Raw genomic sequence first — 19707 nt, 5'->3', positions numbered from 1 at the left:
CCTCCTGCAAAGACCAAGCGCATACGGGCGGCGGGCCATGCTATGCTGCGCGTGTGCTGTCGCCCAGAAGCGGCCGATGTCCTGCAAACTCATTTCCTGGCTGGCCCTCGGCCTGTCGACCCTTCCCGCTGCGGCCCAGACGCGGACCGTGTACGAGGGCGCGGGCGCCGATCCGCGCATCTCGGTCTCGCAGCCTGAGACCACAAGCCAGGCCTCCGGCGGCTATGTCCGCTCGGTGGAGCCCTCTCTCGGCCCGCTCGGCGACCCGCTCGGGATCCGCCCGGTCCTGAAGGAACGGGGCATCGCGTACAGCCTGACCTACATCGCCGACGTGCTCGGCAATCCGGTCGGCGGCCTTCGACAGGGTGCTATCGTCGAGGATCGCCTCAACCTGCGCCTCAACCTCGACCTCGACCGGCTGGCGGGCTGGCAAGGCGCCACGGTCCATGCCAACGCCTACTTCATCCACGGCACCGGCCTGTCGCGCTACTATGTCGGCAACCTGCTGACCACGAGCGTCATCGAGGCGCTGCCGTCCACGCGGCTCTACGTGCTCTGGTTCGACCAGAGCCTGATGGACGGCCAGCTCGGGATCCGGATCGGGCAGCAGGCTGCCGACACCGAGTTCTTCGTCAGCCAGACCGCGACGCTGTTCGTGAACTCGACCTTCGGCTGGCCGGTCATCACCGGGCTCGACCTGCCGAGCGGCGGGCCGGCCTACCCGCTCGCAGCCCCGGCGATCCGGGCCAAATACGTGCCGGGCAACGGCTTCTCCCTGCAGGTCGGGCTCTACGACGGTGATCCGGCCGGTGCGAATCGTCCTGGTGACGATCCGGAGGCGCAGCGCCTCGACCGGACGGGCACCAATTTCCGCCTGCGCGATCCGGCCCTGATCATCGCCGAGGCCACCTACGCGTACAACATCGCGCCCGGTTCCCGGGGCCTGCCCGGCGACATCACCCTGGGCGGCTGGCAGCATTTCGGCCGGTTCGACAGCCTGCGCTTCGACATCACCGGCGTGCCGCTCGCCGACCCGAACGCCACCGGGATCGGCCGGCCGGTGCGCGGCAATGCCGGCCTCTACGCGATCTACGACCAGACCCTCTACCGGGAATCCGGCAAGGACGACGAGGGCCTCGGCTTCTTCGTGCGTGCCGCGTGGTCGCCCACCCGCTCCAGCCTGATCGATGCCTACGTGGATACCGGGCTGGCCTACAAGGGCCTGTTCGACGGGCGCGACGACGACACGATCGGCCTCAGCGTCGCCTACGCGCGCATCAGCGACGAGGCCCAGCGGGCCGACCGGGACACGATCCTCTACTCGGGCATGCCGATGCCCCGCCGCCGCGCCGAGGCGGTGATCGAGGCGACCTATCAGGCCGTGGTCGTGCCGGGCTTCACGGTTCAGCCCGACGCGCAATACGTCATCCGGCCGGGCGCCGGCATCGCCGGTCCGGACGGCCGCCGGCTGCGCAACGCGGCGGTGCTTGGGGTACGCGCCACCGTGCAGTACTGAGCCGGCCTGCGACCGTGGGCCCCGGAACGGTCCCGGGGCTCCGCCTCTTTCAGCAGCATGTTAGTCTTCGAGTGGGTCGTCGGCGTCCTGTTCGGCGCCGTCCTACTGGCCGGTGTCGCACGTCGGCTCGGGGCGCCATATCCGGCCTTCCTGGCGATGGGCGGTGTCGGCCTCGCCTTCGTCCCCGGCGTCCCGAACCTGCGGCTCGATCCCGAACTGGCGCTCGCGCTGTTCCTGGCTCCGGTCCTGCTCGATGCCGGCTTCGACGCCTCCGTGCGGGATCTGAAGGAGAACTGGCGCGCGGTGGCCGGGCTCGCGGTCGGGGCGGTGGCGGTGACCACGCTCGCCGTCGCGGTCGTGGCGCGGCTCGTGGTCCCGGACATGCCGCTCTCCGCCTGCATCGTGCTCGGTGCCGTGGTCGCGCCGCCCGACGCCGTGGCGGCACTGGCGGTGCTCAAGCACGCGCCGATGCCGCACCGGCTCGCCACGATCCTGCGCGGCGAGAGCCTGCTCAACGACGCGGCCTCGCTGCTGATCTACCGGCTCAGCGTGACGGCCGCGATGGCCGGCACCTTCCACCCGGCGGAGGTGGCGCCGGCGTTCCTCCTGGGCGTCGTCGCGAGCCTCGTCGTCGGCCCCTGCCTCGGCCTGCTGTTCGTGGCCGTGACCCGGCGCGTGACCGACCCGGCGAGCGCGATCGTGATGCAGTTCGTCGCCGCCTTCGGGATCTGGCTTGCCGCGGAGCGGCTCGAGCTGTCGGGGGTCCTGACTATCGTGACCTTCGCGGTGACGGTCGCCCGCCGGGCCCCCGGCGTCACCGCGCCCCGGGCCCGGGTGATCTCCTACGCCGTCTGGGACACGGCGGTGTTCGTGCTCAACGTCCTGGCCTTCGTGCTGATCGGCATCCAGATCGACCCGATCCGGGAGCGGCTGAGCGGCGCGGATGCGTGGCAGGCCCTGATCCTCGCGGGCGCGACCTTCGCCACCGTGGTGGTGACCCGCCTCGCCTGGGTCCTGCCGACCACCGGGATCCGCGAATTCGGCCTCCGCCAGGCCGGAGTTCCGGCGCGGCTGGGGCCGGGCATCGCCCTGTCCTGGGCGGGCATGCGCGGGATTGTCACCGTGGCCGCCGCCCTGGCGCTGCCTGCCCAGTTCCCGCACCGGGATCTCGTGGTCGTCGCCGCCTTCGTCACGGTGCTCGGAACCCTGATCGTTCAGGGCCTGACCCTGCGGCCGCTGCTCGCCCATCTGCGGCTCGAGGACGACGACCCCGTGGGGCGTGAGACGGGCCGGGCCCGGGCGGCGGCCTACAAGGCCGCCCTCGACAGCCTCGGGGATGCGGAGGACGCGCCGGCGACCGACGCGCTGCGCGCCGAGTTCCGCGCGGCCCTCGCGGAGGCGGAGGCGCACGACGAGGGCCTGGCGCCGGAGAGCCTGCCGGCAGACGCCGCCCGGCGCCAAGCCGTCGAGGCCGCCCGCGACGCGGTGCTCGCCCTGCGCCGCCAGGGCCGGATCGGCGACGACGCCTATTTCCTGCTGGAGGAGGAGTTCGACTGGGCCGAACTCAGCGCGACGCCGCGCGCGGAGACCTGAGACCGCGCGCCGTCACACGCCCTTGCGTGCCGCGATCCGGGCCTCGATCGCATCCCAGACGGCGACGGACAGGTCGGGGCCCCCGAGCCGCTGGATCGCCCGGATGCCGGTGGGCGAGGTGACGTTGATCTCGGTGAGGTGCCCGTCGATCACGTCGATCCCCACCAGGATCAGGCCCCGCCGCGCCAGCTCGGGCCCGATCGTGGCGCAGATCTCGCGCTCGCGGTCGGTCAGCTCGGAGGCGGAGGCGGCCCCGCCGCGGACCATGTTGGAGCGGATGTCGTTGGCCGCCGGGACGCGGTTGACCGCGCCCATGGGGACGCCGTCGACCAGGATGATGCGCTTGTCGCCCTCCGTGACCCGGTCGAGGTAACGCTGCACCACCCAGGCCTCCCGGAAGGTCGTGGCGAACAGGTCGAACATCGAGCCGAAATTCGGATCCTTCTCGGTGACCTTGAACACGGCCGCGCCGCCATGCCCGTGCAGCGGCTTCATCGCCACCGTCCCGTGCTCCAGCCGGAAGGCCTCGATCTCCGCCTTGTCGCGGCTGATCAGGGTCGGCGGCATCAACTCGGGAAAATCGAGGACGAACAGCTTCTCGGGCGCGTTGCGCACCTCGAAGGGATCGTTGACCACGAGGGTCTCCGGATGGATCCGCTCGAGCATGTGGGTGGCCGTGATGTAGGCCATGTCGAAGGGCGGATCCTGGCGCATCAGCACCACGTCCGCCTCGGCCAGGTCGAGCCGCTCCGGTGGCGCCAGAGTGTAATGCGCGCCTTCGACGTCCTGTACGGTCAGACGTTCGACCCGCGCGGTGACGCGCCGGCCCTGCATCGAGAGCCGGTCCGGCGTGTAGTAGACGAGCGTATGCCCCCGCCGCTGGGCCTCCAGCAGCAGGGCAAAGGTCGTGTCACCCGCGATCCGGATATTCTGGATCGGGTCCATCTGAACCGCGACGGTCAGGCTCATACCAAACGCCCCTCGCCAACGGCGGACATCACAACCGGATGCGGCAATCTCAATCGTCGGACAGAGACTTGCTGCCCGTGCGCTTGTCGTAGTCGCCGATCGCCGACCGGCATTCGGGAGACAGGCGCTTGCGGTTGCGCATCATGCAGCGATCCGCGTCCTGGCTGTTCGGGTCGACGCCCGCGCAGAGGCGGAAATAGTCGTTGGCGCAGCCAAGCTGCAGGCCTTGGTCCTCGCGCTGGGCATAGGCGGGGCCAGCCGTCAGCGCGAACAGCGCCAGCGCCGCAGTAGCCAACCCGCGGCGGCGGGCGGCGCGCAGGGATCGTTCCGGAACCAGTCGCATTCAGCGGTGTCCTCAATCTCGCTCGGGCGGAGAACCGACGCGGCGGTCCCGCAATCGCCCGCGTCCGGCATATCGGTCGGGCCGGGCGGTAGGCAAGCGTTGGAGGTCCCGAGGGGTTCCGCGCAGGAACGTCGCGACCACGCTTCGCCGCGGTGTGGCTCGCGGGTCGCACGGCGGCGGCGTCCGACAAGACACGACGCTCCACATAAGAAGGCCCCGTCCGGGATCGGACGGGGCCTCAAGTCGAAGGGAGGAAACGCCCGCCATGGGCACGGAAGGCCACGCAAGTCGCGCGCCAACTCCCATCAGAGCGCTCTTCGGGCGCCGATGCCTGGAAAGACTCCGTTAACCACGTCGTGCTGGATTGTTTCGGTAGCCCTTGCCGACGCCCTCCGAAGGGCCCGGGCCAGATGCTCGGACCGCCGACAGGAGCCGGAGACCATGACCCTTTTCAAGCCGCAGGAGACCGGCGAAATCCGCTCGTCGAAGTCGGCCGCCGATCTGTCCCGCAGAGTTGCGCCGGCCGCGTCCGCGGACCTGATTCCCTTTCCGGGCGCAGAGGCGCGTCGGAGTTCCCGCATTCCGCGCTCCGGCGAGCGGCGCGGCGAGATCCTCCTGTTCCTCGGCGTGCGCTACGAGCGCCTCGCGTCCTGAGGACGTCGCGGTCCATGTCACATCGGCCGCACGCCGCCACAGACGGTTCTCCCATGTCAGCCCCGGATCGCCGGCCGTTCGGCCGCGCCCGCCGAGCGATGCGCCTCGGCCCCGTCGGCGCTGCACTGGCCGTGCTCGCAGCCTGCACCCAGAGCGGCGATTTCGGCCGACCGCGTACGGGGGTCTGGAACGGGCTCATCGATACGACAGGCAGCTTCAGCACCCGAGACCGCGGGCGCCTGCTGCTCGAATCCGGCCTCACCGACGACGAGCAGGCCCTGCGCGACCGCGCATGGCGATTCGTCCAGCCCGCCAGCAGCTTCACCGCCTTTCAGGACGCGGTGCTCGGCCTCGCCAGCGCCCACGTGCTCCCGCCGACCTGGCGCTACGAGGAAGTCGGTTCCTATTACGAGGCCCTAACGGCGGAGCCGTCCCGCTCCCCGGTCTCCCGCTACCGGAAGCTCGGCGACGACGCCACGGCCGATGCCCGGCTGATCCCGATCTTCGTGGCGCTGGCCGCCCGCGTCATCGACGCCGATGCCGCGCGTCTGCGCAGCCTGCCCTTCGCCAAGACCCTCGACAACGCCGACGTGCTGGAGGCCGCCCAGCGGGTCGCCGAGAATCGCTGCCTGATCGCCTGGGTGCGCTTCGAGGCCGGCCTGCGGCTGGCGCGCTACCGCTTCGCCCTGGAACACCTGTTCGCCGCGGCGCCGGCACCGGAATCGGTCTCGGCCGAGCGGTCCATCATGATGCTGGCCGCCCGCCGCAATCTGCTCGACCCGCTCCTCCCGCCGGATGCCGCGGCCCGCTGCGGCCTCGGACCGGCTCCGCTGCCGCCCCCGGTGCCGGTCGCGCAGGCGGAGCCGCTGGTGGTCAAGTATTGAACGACCGAGACTGCGGTCGCGCCCCACCCTGACGACGACAGCGCCCGTGCTGCCGCGACATCGGCCGCGGGGCCGACCTGCAGGCCCGCGCGTGTCCGGGATCGTGGGTCAGGGAGAGGGGCAGGTCCATCCGGCCGATCGCCCAGTGCTGGAGACGCGGACGATCCGCGGATCCCCGAACGGACGAAGGTGGCTGAGGCCCGCCGCACGTCGATCGACGCAGCCAGCCCGTTCGACGGCCCCGCTAGCGCCCCGTCCCCTTGCCGGGCCCATCCTTGCCGGGCGCGTCCTTGACGGCCGCGTCCTTGCCCGTCGGCGCATCGTCCGTCGACGTGTCGGTGGTGCAGGAGACGGCCTGGACCGCGGCATTCGCGGCGGGACGCTGGCTCGGGAGACCGGCGATCACCCGCACCACCACGAAGCCGCGCGTGTCGGGCGCGACGATGCGCACGTCGCGGCTCGGATCGTTCTCGTCGTCGTCCGCAAGCGCCTCGTCGTACTGGGCGCGGGTCAGGATGACGAGGTCGAGGGCGCCACGGACCGCGGCCTGGTCGGTCACCGCGTAGAAGGCCCCGCGGCGGGCATGCGCGGCGAGCGACAGGGACAGGGGACCGGTGCGGGCGGAGACGCGCATGGGCCCGTCCGCGAGGTTGTAGGCGCAGACGCCCACCGCCACCGCCGGATCCGGGATCGGCAGCCATGCCTCGGGCGGGGAGGGGTCGTCACCGGTGGCGACCGTGTAGATCGACTGCGGATGGTCCAGGTTCTCGCTGGTGCGGGCGCGCGAGACGGCGTCGGCTTCCGAGAGGGCAGGGATCGCCAGGACCGCCGCGATGTGGACGATCCCGGCGAGCACGAGGCCGATCAGCGTGGCGTAGACGAAGCGCAGGCTCACGAGGCGCATCCGAGGCGAGTGACGGCCGGCACGGAACTCCGGTCGAGGGACCCGACGCTGGCGGCCACCGGCGTATCGTAGAGGCGCAGCGCCAGCCGGACCGGACCGGTCGCCCGCGGGCTCGGGAGCCAGTTCCCGGGCTGCACATCCGGCGCGAGCACGATCGAGAACCACCCGTCGGGCGCGCGCAGCACTTCGGTGGAGGTGAAGCCCTCGCGCAGGGGCGCACGGCCGGGATCGCGCGGGCCGCGGCCGGCCACCGTGATCGTCCAGGCGCGGGCGGGCGGCGTCGCGCCGCCGATCCGGTAGGTGCAGGTGGCGTCGAGCGCCTGTCCGGCATCGTCGACCGCCGCCGTCAGGAGCAGGCCCTCACCGACCGCCAGAGGGATCTCTCCCCGGCGGGCATTGACGGCGCGGGTGTAAGGATCCGCATTCGCCGCGCCGGCCCGCGGCCAAGCGGTCCAGGCACCGACCTGAACGCCCCCGAACGGATAGCCGCCGCTCGTCGCCCAGTCGGCGCTGGCGAGGCCCAGGAGGGCGCCCAGCGCCAGGGCGTAGACGGCAAGGCCGGCGATCGAAGTCTTGCGCCACAGCCGTCGGACGAACCGGACCGCGCGGCTGCGCGGGGCGCCGGCGGACATGGAGACGCGGCCGAACGCGTCGGGAATCGTGAGCTTCATGCGCTCACCGAACCTCGGTGAAGCCGCCGACCGGGCGGCTGCCCTCGGCAAGTTCGCGCAGCTGGCCGGACGGCGGCACCGCGGCCCGGTCGCCGGGCTTCCTGCCGGTCTTGCGCGGCTCTCCGGTTCCGGAGGGTGCGTCCGGAGCCGGTTCTGCGGGGGCGCGCTCGACCGTGCGGAACAGGCCGTTCAGGCCGCTGATCACCTCGAAGGAGCGGCGCGAGAGCTTGCCGTAGGCGCTGGCATTGGGGTCGATCGGGGCGGTCGGGCCCCCGGAAGCCTGCTGCTGGGCGGCGCGCGGGCTGTCCTTCAGGCCGGGCAGACCCTTGATCTCGATGCCCTGATGGGCCGGCTCCATGATGTCGTGCCAGGTCTGCGCCGGGAGCGAGCCGCCGGTCAGCTTGTTGGTGGAGGTGTGATCGTCGTTCCCGAACCAGACGGCGCCGACGTAATTGCCCGTGTAGCCGACGAACCACGCGTCCCGGTAGGCGTTCGTGGTGCCCGACTTGCCGGCCACCTTCACGCCCTCGAGCTGCGCGCGCTTGCCTGTGCCCTCCTCGACCACCTTGTTCAGCATGAAGTTCATGTCGGCCACGACCTGCGGCGAGAGCACCCGCTCGGGCGCCTCGTCGGCGTGGCGGTAAATCACCTCGCCGGACGAGTTCTTCACCTCGATGGCCGCGTAGGGCTTGGCGCGGAAGCCGCCGTTGGCGAAGACCGCATAGCCCGCCGCCTGGTCGATCACCGTCACCTCGTCCGAGCCGATCGGCATCGACACCGTGTCGATCAGGTTCGAGGTGATGCCCATCTTGTGGGCAAGTTCGGTGATCTTTGCGCGGCCCGCCTTGGCGGCCCGGGCCTCGTGACTGATGCCCATGGCCTTGCCGAGGGAAATCGAGATCTTGATCGGGATCGTGTTGATCGACTTCGCCACCGCGAGCCACATCGGCACCCGGCCGGCATAGGAGCGGCCGTAATTCTGCGGGCACCAGTTGCCGATGCAGACGGGACTGTCGACCACCGTCGTGTCGGGCTTGAACAGGCCGGAGGCGAGCGCGGCCGAATAGACGTAGGGCTTGAACGACGAGCCGGGCTGGCGCAGGGCGTCGGTGGCGCGGTTGAACTGGCTCTCGCCGTAATCGGCGCCCCCCACCATGGCGCGCAGCGCCCCGTCCGGGTCGAGGATCACCATCGCGGCCTCGTCGACGTCGTAGGCGTCGCCGGACTTGCGCAGGATGTCGGCCACGACCTCGTCGGCCCGCTTCTGGATGGCGAGGTCGAGGGGCGTCTTCACGGTCAGCACACGGTCGCTGCGCAGCTTGCCCGCGTCGGCCATGGCCTTGATCTCGCCGAAGGCCCAATCGAGGTAATAGTCGGCGGTGATGTCGCGGGTGCGGGTCACCGGGGTCGCCGGGTTGCGGAGCGCCGTCTGGATCTGGCCCTCGGTGACGAAGCCCGCCTCCACCATATTGTGCAGCACGTCCGCCGCCCGGGCGCGCGCCGCCGGCAGGTTGACGTGCGGGGCGTACTTGGTGGGCGCCTTGAACAGGCCCGCCAGCATGGCGGCCTCGGCGAGGCTGATGTCCTTGAGCGGCTTGCCGAAATAATAGTCCGCCGCCGCCACGGCGCCGAAGGTGCCGCCGCCCATATAGGCGCGATCGAGGTAGAGCTTCAGGATCTCGTTCTTGGTGAGGTGGCTCTCCAGCCACAGGGCCAGGAACGCCTCGTTGATCTTGCGCTCCAGGGAGCGCTCGTTCGTCAGGAACAGGTTCTTGGCGAGCTGCTGGGTGATCGAGGAGCCGCCCTGCGTGCCGCCGCCGCCGCGCGAGTTGTTGACCAGCGCCCGGAGGGTGCCGATCGGGTCGATGCCCCAATGCTCGTAGAAGCGCCGGTCCTCCGTGGAGACCAGCGCCTTGATCATGATGTCGGGAAAGTCATCGAGCTTGAGCGAATCGTCATGCTTGATGCCGCGGCGGCCGACCTCGGTGCCGTAGCGGTCGAGGAAGGTGACGGCGAGGTCCTGCTGCTTGAGCCAGTTCTCGCTCGTCAGCTGGAAGGCGGGCTGAGCCAGGGCGAGCATCAGGACAGCGCCCCCGGTCCCGATGGTGACGCCCTCGCTCGTCAGGTCGAGGGCGACGCGCTTCCAGCCGCGCACGGCGAACCGGCTCATGACGCGCTGGAAGCGCTCGTAGGCTTCGCCCGTGGACTGGCCGCCATCGTACAGGCTGGCATTGACCCAGGCGTCGAAGGCGAGCGCGGCGCGTTCGAGGCGGACCTTGATCTCGGTGAGCGTCGGCAGGCGCACGATGTCGAACCCGGCTTGTCGAGCGCCTCTGCGGCGGATCCTGGCGGCGGATGGTCGAGGGCCCGCGCCGCGGACACGAACCCTGCGCCTGCGCCACCGCACGGCATCCGAGGTCCATAGCAGGATCCGGAACCGTCGGCGAGGCTCTGCGCAGTCTCGCGAATCGCCGCGGACGAGCTTGGGCGTAACGCACGACGGTGCGATCCGGTCGCATGGAGGTCGTCGGCGGCCACGCTTGCAGCGGTGCCCGGGCTCGGGCAGAGAGGCGGCTTCCCATCCGAGAGACTTTCCCGATGCCCAAGCCCGAGGCGCCGCGCCGCGGGGCGGTCGAGCCGTTCTGGCGGACCAAGACGCTCGAAGCCATGACCCCGTCCGAGTGGGAGAGCCTGTGCGACGGCTGCGGCCGGTGCTGCCTGATGAAGCTCGAGGACGAGGATACCGGCGAGGTCCATCACACCGATATCGGCTGCACGTTGCTCGACGGCCTCACCTGCCGGTGCCGCGACTACGCGCGGCGCCAGAAGCGGGTGCCCGACTGCGTGCGCCTGACGCCGGAAGCGGTGCGGTCGATCGCCTGGCTGCCGCCGACCTGCGCGTACCGGCTCGTGCGCGACGGGCAGCCGCTCTACCCGTGGCATCCCCTGATCTCCGGCCGGGCCGCGAGCGTGCACGAGGCGGGCATCTCGGTCCGCGGCCGGCTCGCCGGCAACGAGGAGGAATTCTCCGAGGACGAGCTGCCGGATCGGATCGTGGACTGGCCGGGCCTCGATCCCAGCGCCGCCTGAGGCGAGCGCGCCGGACGCCGGGGCCCGCAGACCGGCTCACGCCGCGTGGTCGCGGCCCGGCGCCTCGACCGGTACGCCCTAGCCGGTCCCGGAGTGCCGGCCGAGCAGCCGGCCGCCCGCCAGGCCGTTCGCCGCGATGACGATGGTCACCGCCGCCGCGTGGAACAGGAGATCCGTGGCGGTGGCGTCGTGGGGGTGGACGGGCATGAGCAGCGCCGCCGCCGCCGCCGCCACCGCCAGCCCCCCGAGGGCGGCGGTGAGGTTCGGCCGCAGCGGGCAGGCGCGCCGCAGCATCACGACGATCAGCACCGACAAGGGCACCGAGACGCAGATCAGGAAGCTGAAGCAGCCCGCGATCGTGTGCTCGCCGGGCACGTCGGCCCCCGGCGCGATCCAGTCGCGCAGGCAGCCCAGCCCGCTCGCGCCGACCCAGAGGGCCAGGGGCGGAAGCGGCAAAAGCGCCCAGCGGCTGGACCGTCCCGGCACGCTCGTGGCGAAGGCCGCGAAGGCGGCCGTGATCGCCGTCAGCACGGCGCCGACCGCCGCGAGGGCCAGATCCGGCACATGCATGCGCAGCATGAAGCCGCCGGTTCCGATCCAGGCCGCGAGGACGACGCCGACCACCAGCGTCACGCCGAGCCAGAGCGCCGCGCGGGCCTCCGGGGTCGGCAGCGGCCGCACGGGTTCGAGGCCCCCTGCGAGTTCCTCGACGAGTCGGTCGTAACGGGACAGGTCCCCGCCGGCCCGGTTGCTCCCCTCTCCGGGCATCACTCCCGCTCCTGCGTCAGACTGGCCCGGAGCGCCTTCAGCGCCCGGTGCAGGTTCACCTTGAGGGCTCCCTTGCTGCGACCGGTGAGGGCCGCGGTCTCGTCGAGCGACAGCTCGCGCAGGCCCAGGTGCTCCACGGCCTGCCGCTGGCCGTCGGGCAGGGCGGCCACCGCCCTGGCCAGGGCGGCCGCCCGATCCCGCGCCTCCAGCCCATGGCCGGGGATCGGGCCCGGATCGACCTCGGCCTCGTAGGCCAGGGGGTCGTTGACCTCCCGCGGGCGCCGCCCGGCGCGGCGCAGCCGGTCGATCGCCCGCCGCTGGGTGATGGCGCGCAGCCAGGGCAGGAAGGGACGGGCCGGATCGTAGCTCGCCCGGGCCCGGTGGACGGTCATCAGCGCGTCCTGCACGACATCGTCCACCGCCTCGCCGCGCACGCCCTGTGCCCGGGCGATCGCCGAGACCACGGGCAGACACGCCTTGAGCAGCGAGCGGTAGGCGGCCGCGTCGCCGCCCTGCGCCGCCGCCATCAGGGTCGCCAGTTCCTCTTCGAGCGCCATCCGGGCTCCGCCGTCGTTCCGCCCCCCGGCCCGCGTCGTGTCTACCCCGCGGTGGGATCCCGACGCCAGCGCCCAAGCGCGCGCGGGCATCCCGCCCGAAACGGCGAGCATCATCGTACGGCCTCCCGTTCCGTCCCGGCGGGGGACGCGGCGAGTCGCGCCGCGCCGAGGATGCGCCCGTCATCGGCCTGAAGCAGCAGGGCCGACGTCTCGCCCTCGGGGCGGGTCGCCGTGAAGGTCGCGGCGGTACCGGACCAGCGCCCGAGATCCTGCAGCGAGCGGACGACGTTGGCCTGCTCGAGGGTCCGCCCGGCATTCTCGCCGCGCAGCACCCGCGTGGTGTGGCTCGGATCGTACCCGATCAGCAGGACGCGGCCGGAGGCCCCTCCGGCGTCGGGCGCGGGCCCGATCTGCGCGACGACGCGCCCGCCGTCGCGGGCCAGGGTCGCCGGGATGCCGGGGCCGGCCTCCCGGGCGCGGGCGATGGCAGCGCGCAGCCCGACCTCGTCGGAGCCGACGAGCCCGGTCTGCCCGTCGATCACGGCCTGCGGCGTGTAGGCGGGTCCGCCGAGGCGGGCCGCGTAGGATTCCTGGCGGGCGGTGGCGGCCGGCAGTGCGTAGGGGTCGCGCCAGTTCAGGTGGTTCCAATAGGTGACGTGGAACGCGAGCGGCAGGACGTCGCCCTGCGCACCCGCCGGCTCATGGGCGAGGCGGCCGATCAGCGCCTCCGCGGGCGGGCAGGAGGAGCAGCTCTGCGAGGTGAACAATTCGACGACGACGGGGCGCGCCGCCGCCTCGGCCGAAGGGAGGACGGCACACGACAGGACGGCGGCGATCAAGAGGGCAGGGCGCATGGCCGGAACTCCCGCACGCCGGCGGTTCGGACCCGGCGTACCGGCTCCTTCGGCGCTGCCGCGGCGGCGGTTACACGTCCGGGTCGAGTTCGAAAGCGTCGACGTCGCGCAGGAGGGCGAGGAAGGCCCGGGCACCGTAGTCCAGCGCCGCACGACCCGCCTCGGCGGTTCCAAGACGCGCATCGCCCATGGCGCCCGAAGGATGGAGGTCGCCGGCCTTCCACGCGAAGGCGGCGGGGCGGCCGGCACGCAGGTGAGTGAAGTCGCGGACCATCGCCCGCGTCCGCGGCGGGAAGTCGGTGATCCGGTCGGCCCGGACGAGGTCAGGCCGCAGGGCCAGCATCAGCGCCGTCTCGATCCCGCCGGCATGGATGCCGTGGGCGATCTCGTCGGCGGGGAACAGGCCCTCGGGATAGCCGAGTCGCGCCCAGGACGTCGTGACCGCCACCATGCGGAACCGGGCGCGCAACTCGCCCGCCACGAGATCGATGAGCCCGCTGTTGCCGCCGTGACTCGTGACGAGCACCAGCTTTCGGCAGCCGGCGCGGTGGACGGCCGCGCCGATTCCCGTCCAGGCGGCGAGCGCCGTCCCGGTGTCCAGGGAGAGCGTACCCGGGAAGGAATCGTGCTCGTCCGACTTCCCCACCGGCTGGACTGGCAGCAGCAGCACGTCGAGATCGGGCGGCGCGTGGTCGCGCACCCGGGCGAGGTAGCCCTCGGCGATGAGGGTGTCGGTGGCGAGCGGCAGGTGCGGGCCGTGTTGCTCGATGGCGGCCACCGGCAGCACCGCGATCGCCCGCCCCATATCGCGACGCGCCAAGTCTTCGGTGGTCAATTCGGACCAGAACCGCGCCGTCATTCCTGCCGAGGCCTCCTTCCGGCGCCGCCGGGCGGCAGCGGGTTCGGGAGGCGATCTAACCGGCAGGCCGCCGCCGAGTCGACTATCGGGTCGGCGGTCGACGCCTCGCCGGCAGGGTTCGCCTCAGGCGAACAGCGCGTCGATGTCGTCCTGGGAGGGCGTGGCGTCCACAGCCTGCGGACCGTTCAGCAGGAGATCCTCCGCCCGAGCCCGCCGGGCGCGCTCGGCGGGATCCATGGAGGACGCGTCGCGGGCCTTCACGGCCCCCACGAACCGCGCCAGGCGCTGCTCGAACAGGCGCAGCGATTCGACCACCTTGGCGATCCGCTGGCCGGTGATGTCCTGGAACGCGCAGGCTTCGAAGATCGTGTTGATGCGCTCCTCGGCGGCCTCGCGGTAACCCGGTCCGTCGGGCAGGCCGAGCATCGCCTCGGCGGCCTCCATGATCGTGTTGGTGGCGCCTGCCGTCGCCGCGACAACGCTGCCGAGTTCCTCGTGCGCCATGGGGATGCGGTCACGGCTCATCTCGTTCGCGCGCAGCGCCCCGATCTCCTCACGGAGATGGGCGATGTAATCCGCGATCTCGATCAGCTCGGCGATCACGGTCTGCGGTTCACGAAACCGCAGATCGGCCTGCCGTGAGGCGGCTGACGACATGCTCTTCTCCTCGGATCTGTGGCCGTCCTGACCGGCCACGCCACGTCTCGGCGCCCGGCGGCGCAGGAGCGAACCGCCCGGACGGCGAGGGGACGAAGAAGGGGAGCCGGTCAGCTTCCGCAGACCGCCTCGATCTTCGACTTCAGCGTGGCCGCGTTGAAGGGCTTGACGATGTAATTGTTCACGCCGGCCTTCTTGGCCGCGATCACGTTCTCGGTCTTCGATTCGGCCGTCACCATGATGAACGGCGTCGTCCGAAGATTTTCGTCGGCGCGCACGTGCCGCAGCAGCTCGTAGCCCGTCATCGGCTCCATGTTCCAGTCGGAGATGACGAGCCCGTACTTGCGGCCCTTCAGTCGCGCCAGCGCCTCGGTCCCATCGGACGCGTCATCAACCTCTTCGAAGCCGAGCTGCTTCAGTAGATTGCGAATAATGCGGACCATCGTCTGGTAATCGTCGACAACGAGGATCGGCATGCTCAGGTCGAGAGCCATCGAACAACTGCTCCGTATTGCCCGGCGGGAAGCCGCGGCGGCTCCCGGATAGATTAACGCTTCGCTAACGCTGCGTTTTAGCTGCGCTGCACAGCATTGAAAATAGGGCACGCGCATTGCGAAGCGGTTAATCGGGACGGCCGGGGCGAGGCCGCGCGCCCCGAGGGCAGCCCGGCGCCCTCGGAATGCCTCGCTTGACCCTCCGGGCGCCTTTGGGCAGGGTCCGGCCGCGTCGGGCCCCTCGCGGACATGTCAGGCGATCCCATCCGACCCTTCCGAGCATTCGACCCCGAACCGATGGCCCCAGGCGACGACACGGCCGCGCGGCCCTTCACGATCTGCCGCGCCGATGCGCCCGTCCCACCCGCCCTGGCCGGGGCCGTGGCGGCGATCGGCAATTTCGATGGCGTCCATCTCGGTCATCGGGTGCTCGTCGAGGGCGTGCGCGCCGAGGCCCGTGCGGCCGGCCGACCGGCCGTGATCCTGACCTTCGAGCCGCATCCGCGGGCCTATTTCACGCCCGACGCGCCGATGTTCCGGCTGACCGGCCTCGCCGCCAAGGAGATCGTGTTCGCGCATCTGGGCCTCGACGGCCTGATCGTGCGCCGCTTCGACGGGGCTCTGGCTGCCACGGGCGCCCGTGCCTTCGTGCTCGACTTCCTGAAGGGGGCGCTCGGCCTGTCCGGCGTTGTCGTCGGGCACGATTTCCATTTCGGCCGCGGCCGCGAGGGTACCCCCGCGATCCTCGCCGAACTCTGCCGTGAAGCCGGGATGCGCTGCCGGATCGTGGCGCCGGTCGCCCTCGGCGGCGAGACCGAGCCGGTCTCGTCGAGCGCGATCCGCGCCGCCCTCGCGGCCGGCGACATCGTCCGCGCCAACGCGCTTCTCGGCTATCGCTGGTTCGTCCTCGGCGCGGTGCGCCACGGCGACAAGCGCGGGCGGCAGCTCGGCTTTCCCACCGCCAACATGATGCTGCCCGATTGCGGGCTGGCACACGGCATCTACGCGGTGCGGGTCCGCCTGGCGTCGGGGGACTTCCGCGACGGCGTGGCGAGCTACGGGCGCCGTCCGACCTTCGATGACGGCGCGCCGCTGCTGGAGACCTATCTCTTCGATTTCTCCGACGATCTCTACGGGCAGGACATCGCCGTGGAGTTCGTCGGACACATTCGCGGCGAGGAGCGGTTCGCCAGCGCCGACGCGCTGGTCGAACGCATGCATGTCGATGCGGCGATGGCGCGCGCCCTGCTGGCGCGCGATGAAACCCCGTCGATGCTGACCTGAGCCTCGCGGGCATCGCGGGACGTGCAGATCGTGTAGAAGGCGCCATCGAGCAGGAGGCGGACGTGCTGGGTCGTTACGAGCGCGCGAACAACGGCGAAGCGGTCGTCGAGTACGGCGACGGCACCATGCGGGTGGTCAAGCCCGGCAGCTTCGTGCGCTGCGCGGTGACCGGCGAGCCGATCCCCCTCGACGGGCTGCGCTACTGGAGCGCCGCCCGCCAGGAGGCCTATGCCTCCCCCGAGGCGATTCTGCAGCGGCTCAAGGAAACCGGCCGTCCCTGAGGGTCACGGCGCGCGGAGCGCGTCGCGGATCTGCCGGCGCAGGGCGTCCGCGTCGTCGAGCACGAGGCGGACGCGCAGGACGCGCACGTCTGCCGAGAAGGCCGGCGGCAGGCGCACGGCGTCCTTCTCGGTGGTGACGAGGTCTGCGCCGAGGCGCCGGGCCGACTCGGCCAGGGCAGCCAGTTCTCCCGGCCGGTAGGGATGATGATCCGGGAACGGACGCGTCCCGGCGATCACCGCGCCCGCCGTCGCGAGGGTCGCGAAGAACTTTTCGGGTCGGCCGATGCCCGCGAAGGCGAGGCAGCGCCGGCCCGCCAGATCATCCGCCTCCCGCACGAGTCGCGCCCGGTGGACGGGCAGGCCGCGCCGCTCGGCCGTCCGGGCGACCGCGTCGCCCCCGGCGCCGTCACCGATCACGATCAGCCCGCCGACATGCGGCCATTGCCGGGCGAGGGGCGCGCGCAGCGGCCCCGCCGGGAACGGCAATCCGTTGCCGAGGCCGGCGGGGCCGTCGACCACCGCGAAGCTGAGATCCTTGACGAGGCTCGGATTCTGCAGGCCGTCATCCATGACGATGACGTCGGCGCCAAGCTGCCGGCAGAGGGCGGCGCCCGCCGGCCGGTCCCGGGAGACGATCGCGGGCGCCCTGCGGGCGAGGAGCAGCGGCTCGTCGCCGACCTCCGCGGCGGCGTGGCGGTCGGGATCGACCCGTACCGGGCCCGCGTTCCGGCCCCCGTAGCCGCGGGACAGGAAGGCCGGCCTGCGGCCGAGCTCGGCGAGGAGGGCCGCGACCGCGAGGGCGGCCGGCGTCTTGCCGGCACCGCCGAGGGTGAAATTGCCCAGGCACAGGACCGGGCAGCCGGCCGGGGCGCCGGGACGATCCATGCGCCGGGCCACCAATGCCCCGTAGAGCGCCGCGAACGGGGCGAGGCCGCGCGCGGCCGGGTGATCCGGCCCCGCCGCCCAGAAGGCCGGGGGCCGCATCAGGCCCGCACGAGCGGTCGCGCGCGGCTAACCCGGTCGAGGCGCTGGAGCTTCATCTGCGCCACGAAGGGATCGAGCACGGCGAGCGTGCGCGCCACCGCCCCCTCGAAGGGCTCCAGGGCACGCTGTCCCTCACGGGCCATGTCGGCGAGCCGGCTCCGATCGCCGAGGAGCTCCGCGGCGATCGCCGCCAGTTCGACGCCGTCGCGCACGGGCAGGGCGCCCCCGGCCCGGTCGAGGGCCTGATAGACCACGCTGAAATTCTCGATGTGGGGCCCGTGCAGCACCGCAGAGCCGAGGCGCAGCGGCTCGATCGGGTTCTGTCCGCCCCGCGGCACCAGGGAACCGCCGAGAAACACCAGGGGACTCAGGCGGTAGAACAGGCCCAGCTCACCGATCGTATCCGCGACGTAGACCTCGATGGACGGGTGAGGCCGCCCGCCGGTGGAGCGCCGGGCGCTGCGCAGGCCGACGGCGTCGGCGCACGCCACCACCTCGCCCCCCCGGGCCGGATGCCGCGGGGCGATGATGGTCAGGAGCTGGGGGAACTGCACCTTCAGCATCGCGTGCGCGTAGGCGACCATGGTCTCCTCGCCGGCATGCGTGCTCGCTGCGACCCAAACCGGCCGGCCGGCCATCATGGCCCCCAGATAGGCAAGCTGCTGCGCGTCGGCCGGAGGCACCGACGCGTCGAACTTCAGATTCCCCGCGATGCTCACCCGCGGCGCGCCGAGCTTGGCGAAGCGCTCGCCGTCCTCCTGGGTCTGCGCGAGGCAGATCGCGATCCGCGTCAGCAGAGCCTTGGCGGTGCGCGGGCAGCGCTCCCAGCCTCGGAACGAGCGCTCCGACATGCGGCCGTTGACCAGGATCAGCGGGATCTCGCGCTCATCCAGCGCCAGGATCGTGTTCGGCCAGATCTCCGATTCGGCGATGACCGCGAGGTCCGGCTGCCAATGCTCCAGGAACCGTCCGATCCAGCGGGGCGCGTCGAGCGGCATGTACTGATGCACCGCGCCGGGCGGCAGCCGCACGCCGACGAGTTCGGCCGCCGCGCGTGTGCCCGTGGTCACGAGCACCGAGAAGCCGCGGGCGATCATGCCCTCGACGAGCCCGATCAGCGACAGGGCTTCGCCGACGCTCGCGCCGTGCATCCAGGCCAGCGGCCCGACCGGCCGGGCCCGCCCCGGCAGACCGCGGCGCTCCGGAAGCCGACGCGGATCCTCCTTGCCGCGCTGCGCACGCCACGCGAGCAGGCCGGTCAGCGCCGGCTCGCCGATGCGCAGGCCGGCCCGGTAGGCCTGCAGCGGCAGGGTGACGGAGGGACGCCTCACGCGAGGTCTCCCACCGGCGCGTCTCTAAGCTCGGGAAGCGGGTCGCGGTAGAGCGCCGCCCGGTCGGCGCGCCCGACGAGCGCGTAGGCGCGGGCATGCACCCGATTCATCTCGGCCTCGACGAAGCGGCGCAGCGTCTCGAACGCCTCGCCGTCGCTGTCCCGCGGAACATAGATCGGGTCGCCCAGCACGATCGCGCCGCGGCCGAAGGGCAGGCCCAGGCAGGCCCGGTCCCACGAGTTGAAGCGCAGATGCCGGCTCGTCACCACGGCCGCCGGGACGATCGGCCGCCCGGAGAAGCGCGCCAGGGTCAGGATCCCGGCATCGCACCGGCGCGAGACCTTGGGAACGTCGGCGCTGAAGGCTACCGATTCGCCGCCCTTCAGGGCCCGCAGCATGGCCCGCAATCCTTCGGCTCCGCCCTTGGCGCGCAGATCGGTGGCGCGGCTGCGGCCGCGGGCGCCGGAGGCCCGCATCACACGGACGCCGAAGCGTTCCAGCGCGATGGTGTTGATGTTCCCATCGGGATTCCGCGAGATGATCGTGGCCACGCGGTCGCCCGGGCGACGCATGAGCGGCATCATGATGTGCTGGCCGTGCCACATGCCGATGATCAGCGGCTTGCGCGCGTCGATCCAGCCGTCCGCGGCCCCAGGGGACGCATCGCCCGCATGGATCTCGAAGCGGTTGGTGAGTCGCACGAGCCGCAGATAGCCGGCCGCGAAACGGCCGAGGAGGCCCTGCACGGACGGATGGCGGATGAAACGCTTGCCGAGGTTCATGTCACGCGTGGGGCGGCTGGACGGCCGCCCGATCAGTTCCGGATCGAATTCGACCGGGCATGGTCTAGCCCCCGCCCCCGAGACGAGACAATCGGCCCCGCCCACAACCACACGTTTGAGCCACCGGTGTCGACCGGCCTGCCGGCGTCGCGGATGCTCCCGCGGAGCGGCGAAAACACGGCAAGCACCCTTGTTTGGATTAATTCCAGACTGTAGATTGGAATTGATCCAA

At 71.8% G+C, this 19707-nt stretch carries 21 protein-coding genes; 7 read left to right on the top strand and 14 right to left on the bottom strand.

All coding sequences use genetic code 11. The features are described from left to right. Positions 1-76: 76 nt before the first annotated feature. A complete protein-coding gene (locus GGQ91_RS09865) occupies positions 77-1516 on the top strand; it encodes a carbohydrate porin (RefSeq protein ID WP_179698332.1) in 1440 nt (479 codons plus the stop codon). Positions 1517-1573: 57 nt separating this feature from the next. After that, positions 1574-3109, top strand: a complete 1536-nt coding sequence (locus GGQ91_RS09860) for a cation:proton antiporter (protein ID WP_182591888.1) — start codon at positions 1574-1576, stop codon at positions 3107-3109. Between the two features lie 12 nt (positions 3110-3121). Here the strand turns inward: GGQ91_RS09860 and gshB are convergent, their stop codons facing one another. Together gshB and GGQ91_RS09850 are read right to left on the bottom strand one after the other, a co-directional pair. Further along, the gene (gene gshB / locus GGQ91_RS09855) at positions 3122-4078 is read right to left on the bottom strand and encodes a glutathione synthase (RefSeq protein WP_043349733.1); all 957 of its coding nucleotides are present in this window, start codon (positions 4076-4078) and stop codon (positions 3122-3124) included. Between the two features lie 49 nt (positions 4079-4127). After that, entirely contained in the window at positions 4128-4421 is a 294-nt protein-coding gene (locus GGQ91_RS09850; RefSeq protein ID WP_043349730.1) for a hypothetical protein, read from the bottom strand. Between the two features lie 441 nt (positions 4422-4862). Here GGQ91_RS09850 and GGQ91_RS09845 point away from each other — a divergent pair, with 441 nt between their 5' ends. Both GGQ91_RS09845 and GGQ91_RS09840 read left to right on the top strand, forming a co-directional pair. Then, positions 4863-5075 carry a hypothetical protein gene (locus GGQ91_RS09845; RefSeq protein WP_043349728.1) on the top strand — a complete coding sequence of 71 codons (213 nt, stop codon included), beginning with the start codon at positions 4863-4865 and terminating at the stop codon, positions 5073-5075. Between the two features lie 98 nt (positions 5076-5173). Beyond that, positions 5174-5959 (top strand): hypothetical protein, encoded by a 786-nt coding sequence (locus GGQ91_RS09840; protein ID WP_043349725.1) that lies wholly within the window; start codon positions 5174-5176, stop codon positions 5957-5959. A gap of 244 nt (positions 5960-6203) precedes the next feature. On the opposite strand, the gene GGQ91_RS09835 is transcribed toward GGQ91_RS09840, so the two are convergent. From GGQ91_RS09835 to GGQ91_RS09825, 3 genes are read right to left on the bottom strand one after another with little or no spacing between them, the layout of a single operon-like run. Beyond that, entirely contained in the window at positions 6204-6863 is a 660-nt protein-coding gene (locus GGQ91_RS09835; protein ID WP_182591887.1) for a DUF1254 domain-containing protein, read from the bottom strand. Next, positions 6851-7534 (bottom strand): DUF1214 domain-containing protein, encoded by a 684-nt coding sequence (locus GGQ91_RS09830; protein ID WP_043388792.1) that lies wholly within the window; start codon positions 7532-7534, stop codon positions 6851-6853. Before GGQ91_RS09830 ends, GGQ91_RS09835 begins: the two co-directional genes overlap by 13 nt. Positions 7535-7538: 4 nt before the next feature. Beyond that, positions 7539-9839, bottom strand: coding sequence for a transglycosylase domain-containing protein (locus GGQ91_RS09825; RefSeq protein ID WP_043388795.1), 2301 nt, complete (start codon positions 9837-9839; stop codon positions 7539-7541). Positions 9840-10132: 293 nt separating this feature from the next. Here GGQ91_RS09825 and GGQ91_RS09820 point away from each other — a divergent pair, with 293 nt between their 5' ends. Continuing rightward, positions 10133-10624, top strand: a complete 492-nt coding sequence (locus tag GGQ91_RS09820) for a YcgN family cysteine cluster protein (protein WP_043388797.1) — start codon at positions 10133-10135, stop codon at positions 10622-10624. A 78-nt stretch (positions 10625-10702) separates the two neighbouring features. Here GGQ91_RS09820 and GGQ91_RS09815 read toward each other — a convergent pair whose 3' ends face one another. From GGQ91_RS09815 to GGQ91_RS09790, 6 genes are all read right to left on the bottom strand, one after another. Next, positions 10703-11392, bottom strand: coding sequence for an NrsF family protein (locus GGQ91_RS09815; protein ID WP_051976350.1), 690 nt, complete (start codon positions 11390-11392; stop codon positions 10703-10705). Next, positions 11392-11949 (bottom strand): sigma-70 family RNA polymerase sigma factor, encoded by a 558-nt coding sequence (locus GGQ91_RS09810; RefSeq protein ID WP_043349707.1) that lies wholly within the window; start codon positions 11947-11949, stop codon positions 11392-11394. The genes GGQ91_RS09815 and GGQ91_RS09810 overlap by 1 nt, the downstream gene beginning before the upstream one ends. Positions 11950-12059: 110 nt before the next feature. Beyond that, positions 12060-12803 (bottom strand): DUF1223 domain-containing protein, encoded by a 744-nt coding sequence (locus GGQ91_RS09805; RefSeq protein ID WP_053610919.1) that lies wholly within the window; start codon positions 12801-12803, stop codon positions 12060-12062. 70 nt (positions 12804-12873) lie between these two features. Continuing rightward, positions 12874-13662: a creatininase family protein gene (locus GGQ91_RS09800; RefSeq protein WP_053610918.1), complete on the bottom strand. Its 789-nt coding sequence runs from the start codon at positions 13660-13662 to the stop codon at positions 12874-12876. Between the two features lie 123 nt (positions 13663-13785). After that, on the bottom strand, positions 13786-14319 hold the full coding sequence (locus GGQ91_RS09795) for a protein phosphatase CheZ (RefSeq protein ID WP_182591886.1): 534 nt from the start codon (positions 14317-14319) through the stop codon (positions 13786-13788). 110 nt (positions 14320-14429) lie between these two features. Beyond that, a complete protein-coding gene (locus tag GGQ91_RS09790) occupies positions 14430-14813 on the bottom strand; it encodes a response regulator (protein ID WP_012317888.1) in 384 nt (127 codons plus the stop codon). A 297-nt stretch (positions 14814-15110) separates the two neighbouring features. On the opposite strand from GGQ91_RS09790, the gene GGQ91_RS09785 reads away from it, so the two are divergent. Further along, on the top strand, positions 15111-16097 hold the full coding sequence (locus tag GGQ91_RS09785; RefSeq protein ID WP_043349701.1) for a bifunctional riboflavin kinase/FAD synthetase: 987 nt from the start codon (positions 15111-15113) through the stop codon (positions 16095-16097). Positions 16098-16159: 62 nt separating this feature from the next. Beyond that, complete coding sequence (locus GGQ91_RS09780; protein ID WP_043349698.1) at positions 16160-16378, top strand: DUF2093 domain-containing protein; 219 nt, start codon at positions 16160-16162, stop codon at positions 16376-16378. 3 nt (positions 16379-16381) lie between these two features. Here GGQ91_RS09780 and lpxK read toward each other — a convergent pair whose 3' ends face one another. The 3 genes from lpxK to GGQ91_RS09765 are packed head-to-tail and all read right to left on the bottom strand — an operon-like array spanning position 16382 to position 19475. Beyond that, positions 16382-17362: a tetraacyldisaccharide 4'-kinase gene (gene lpxK, locus GGQ91_RS09775; protein WP_179698335.1), complete on the bottom strand. Its 981-nt coding sequence runs from the start codon at positions 17360-17362 to the stop codon at positions 16382-16384. Further along, the gene (locus tag GGQ91_RS09770; protein ID WP_182591885.1) at positions 17362-18693 is read right to left on the bottom strand and encodes a glycosyltransferase N-terminal domain-containing protein; all 1332 of its coding nucleotides are present in this window, start codon (positions 18691-18693) and stop codon (positions 17362-17364) included. Before GGQ91_RS09770 ends, lpxK begins: the two co-directional genes overlap by 1 nt. Next, the gene (locus GGQ91_RS09765; protein WP_182591884.1) at positions 18690-19475 is read right to left on the bottom strand and encodes a lysophospholipid acyltransferase family protein; all 786 of its coding nucleotides are present in this window, start codon (positions 19473-19475) and stop codon (positions 18690-18692) included. Before GGQ91_RS09765 ends, GGQ91_RS09770 begins: the two co-directional genes overlap by 4 nt. Between the last annotated feature and the right edge of the window lie 232 nt (positions 19476-19707).

This window comes from Methylobacterium fujisawaense, from assembly GCF_014138435.1.
Lineage (GTDB): Bacteria > Pseudomonadota > Alphaproteobacteria > Rhizobiales > Beijerinckiaceae > Methylobacterium > Methylobacterium fujisawaense.
Note: the sequence above shows the minus strand (reverse complement) of the source record. Positions and strands in the feature narration are given on the sequence as shown.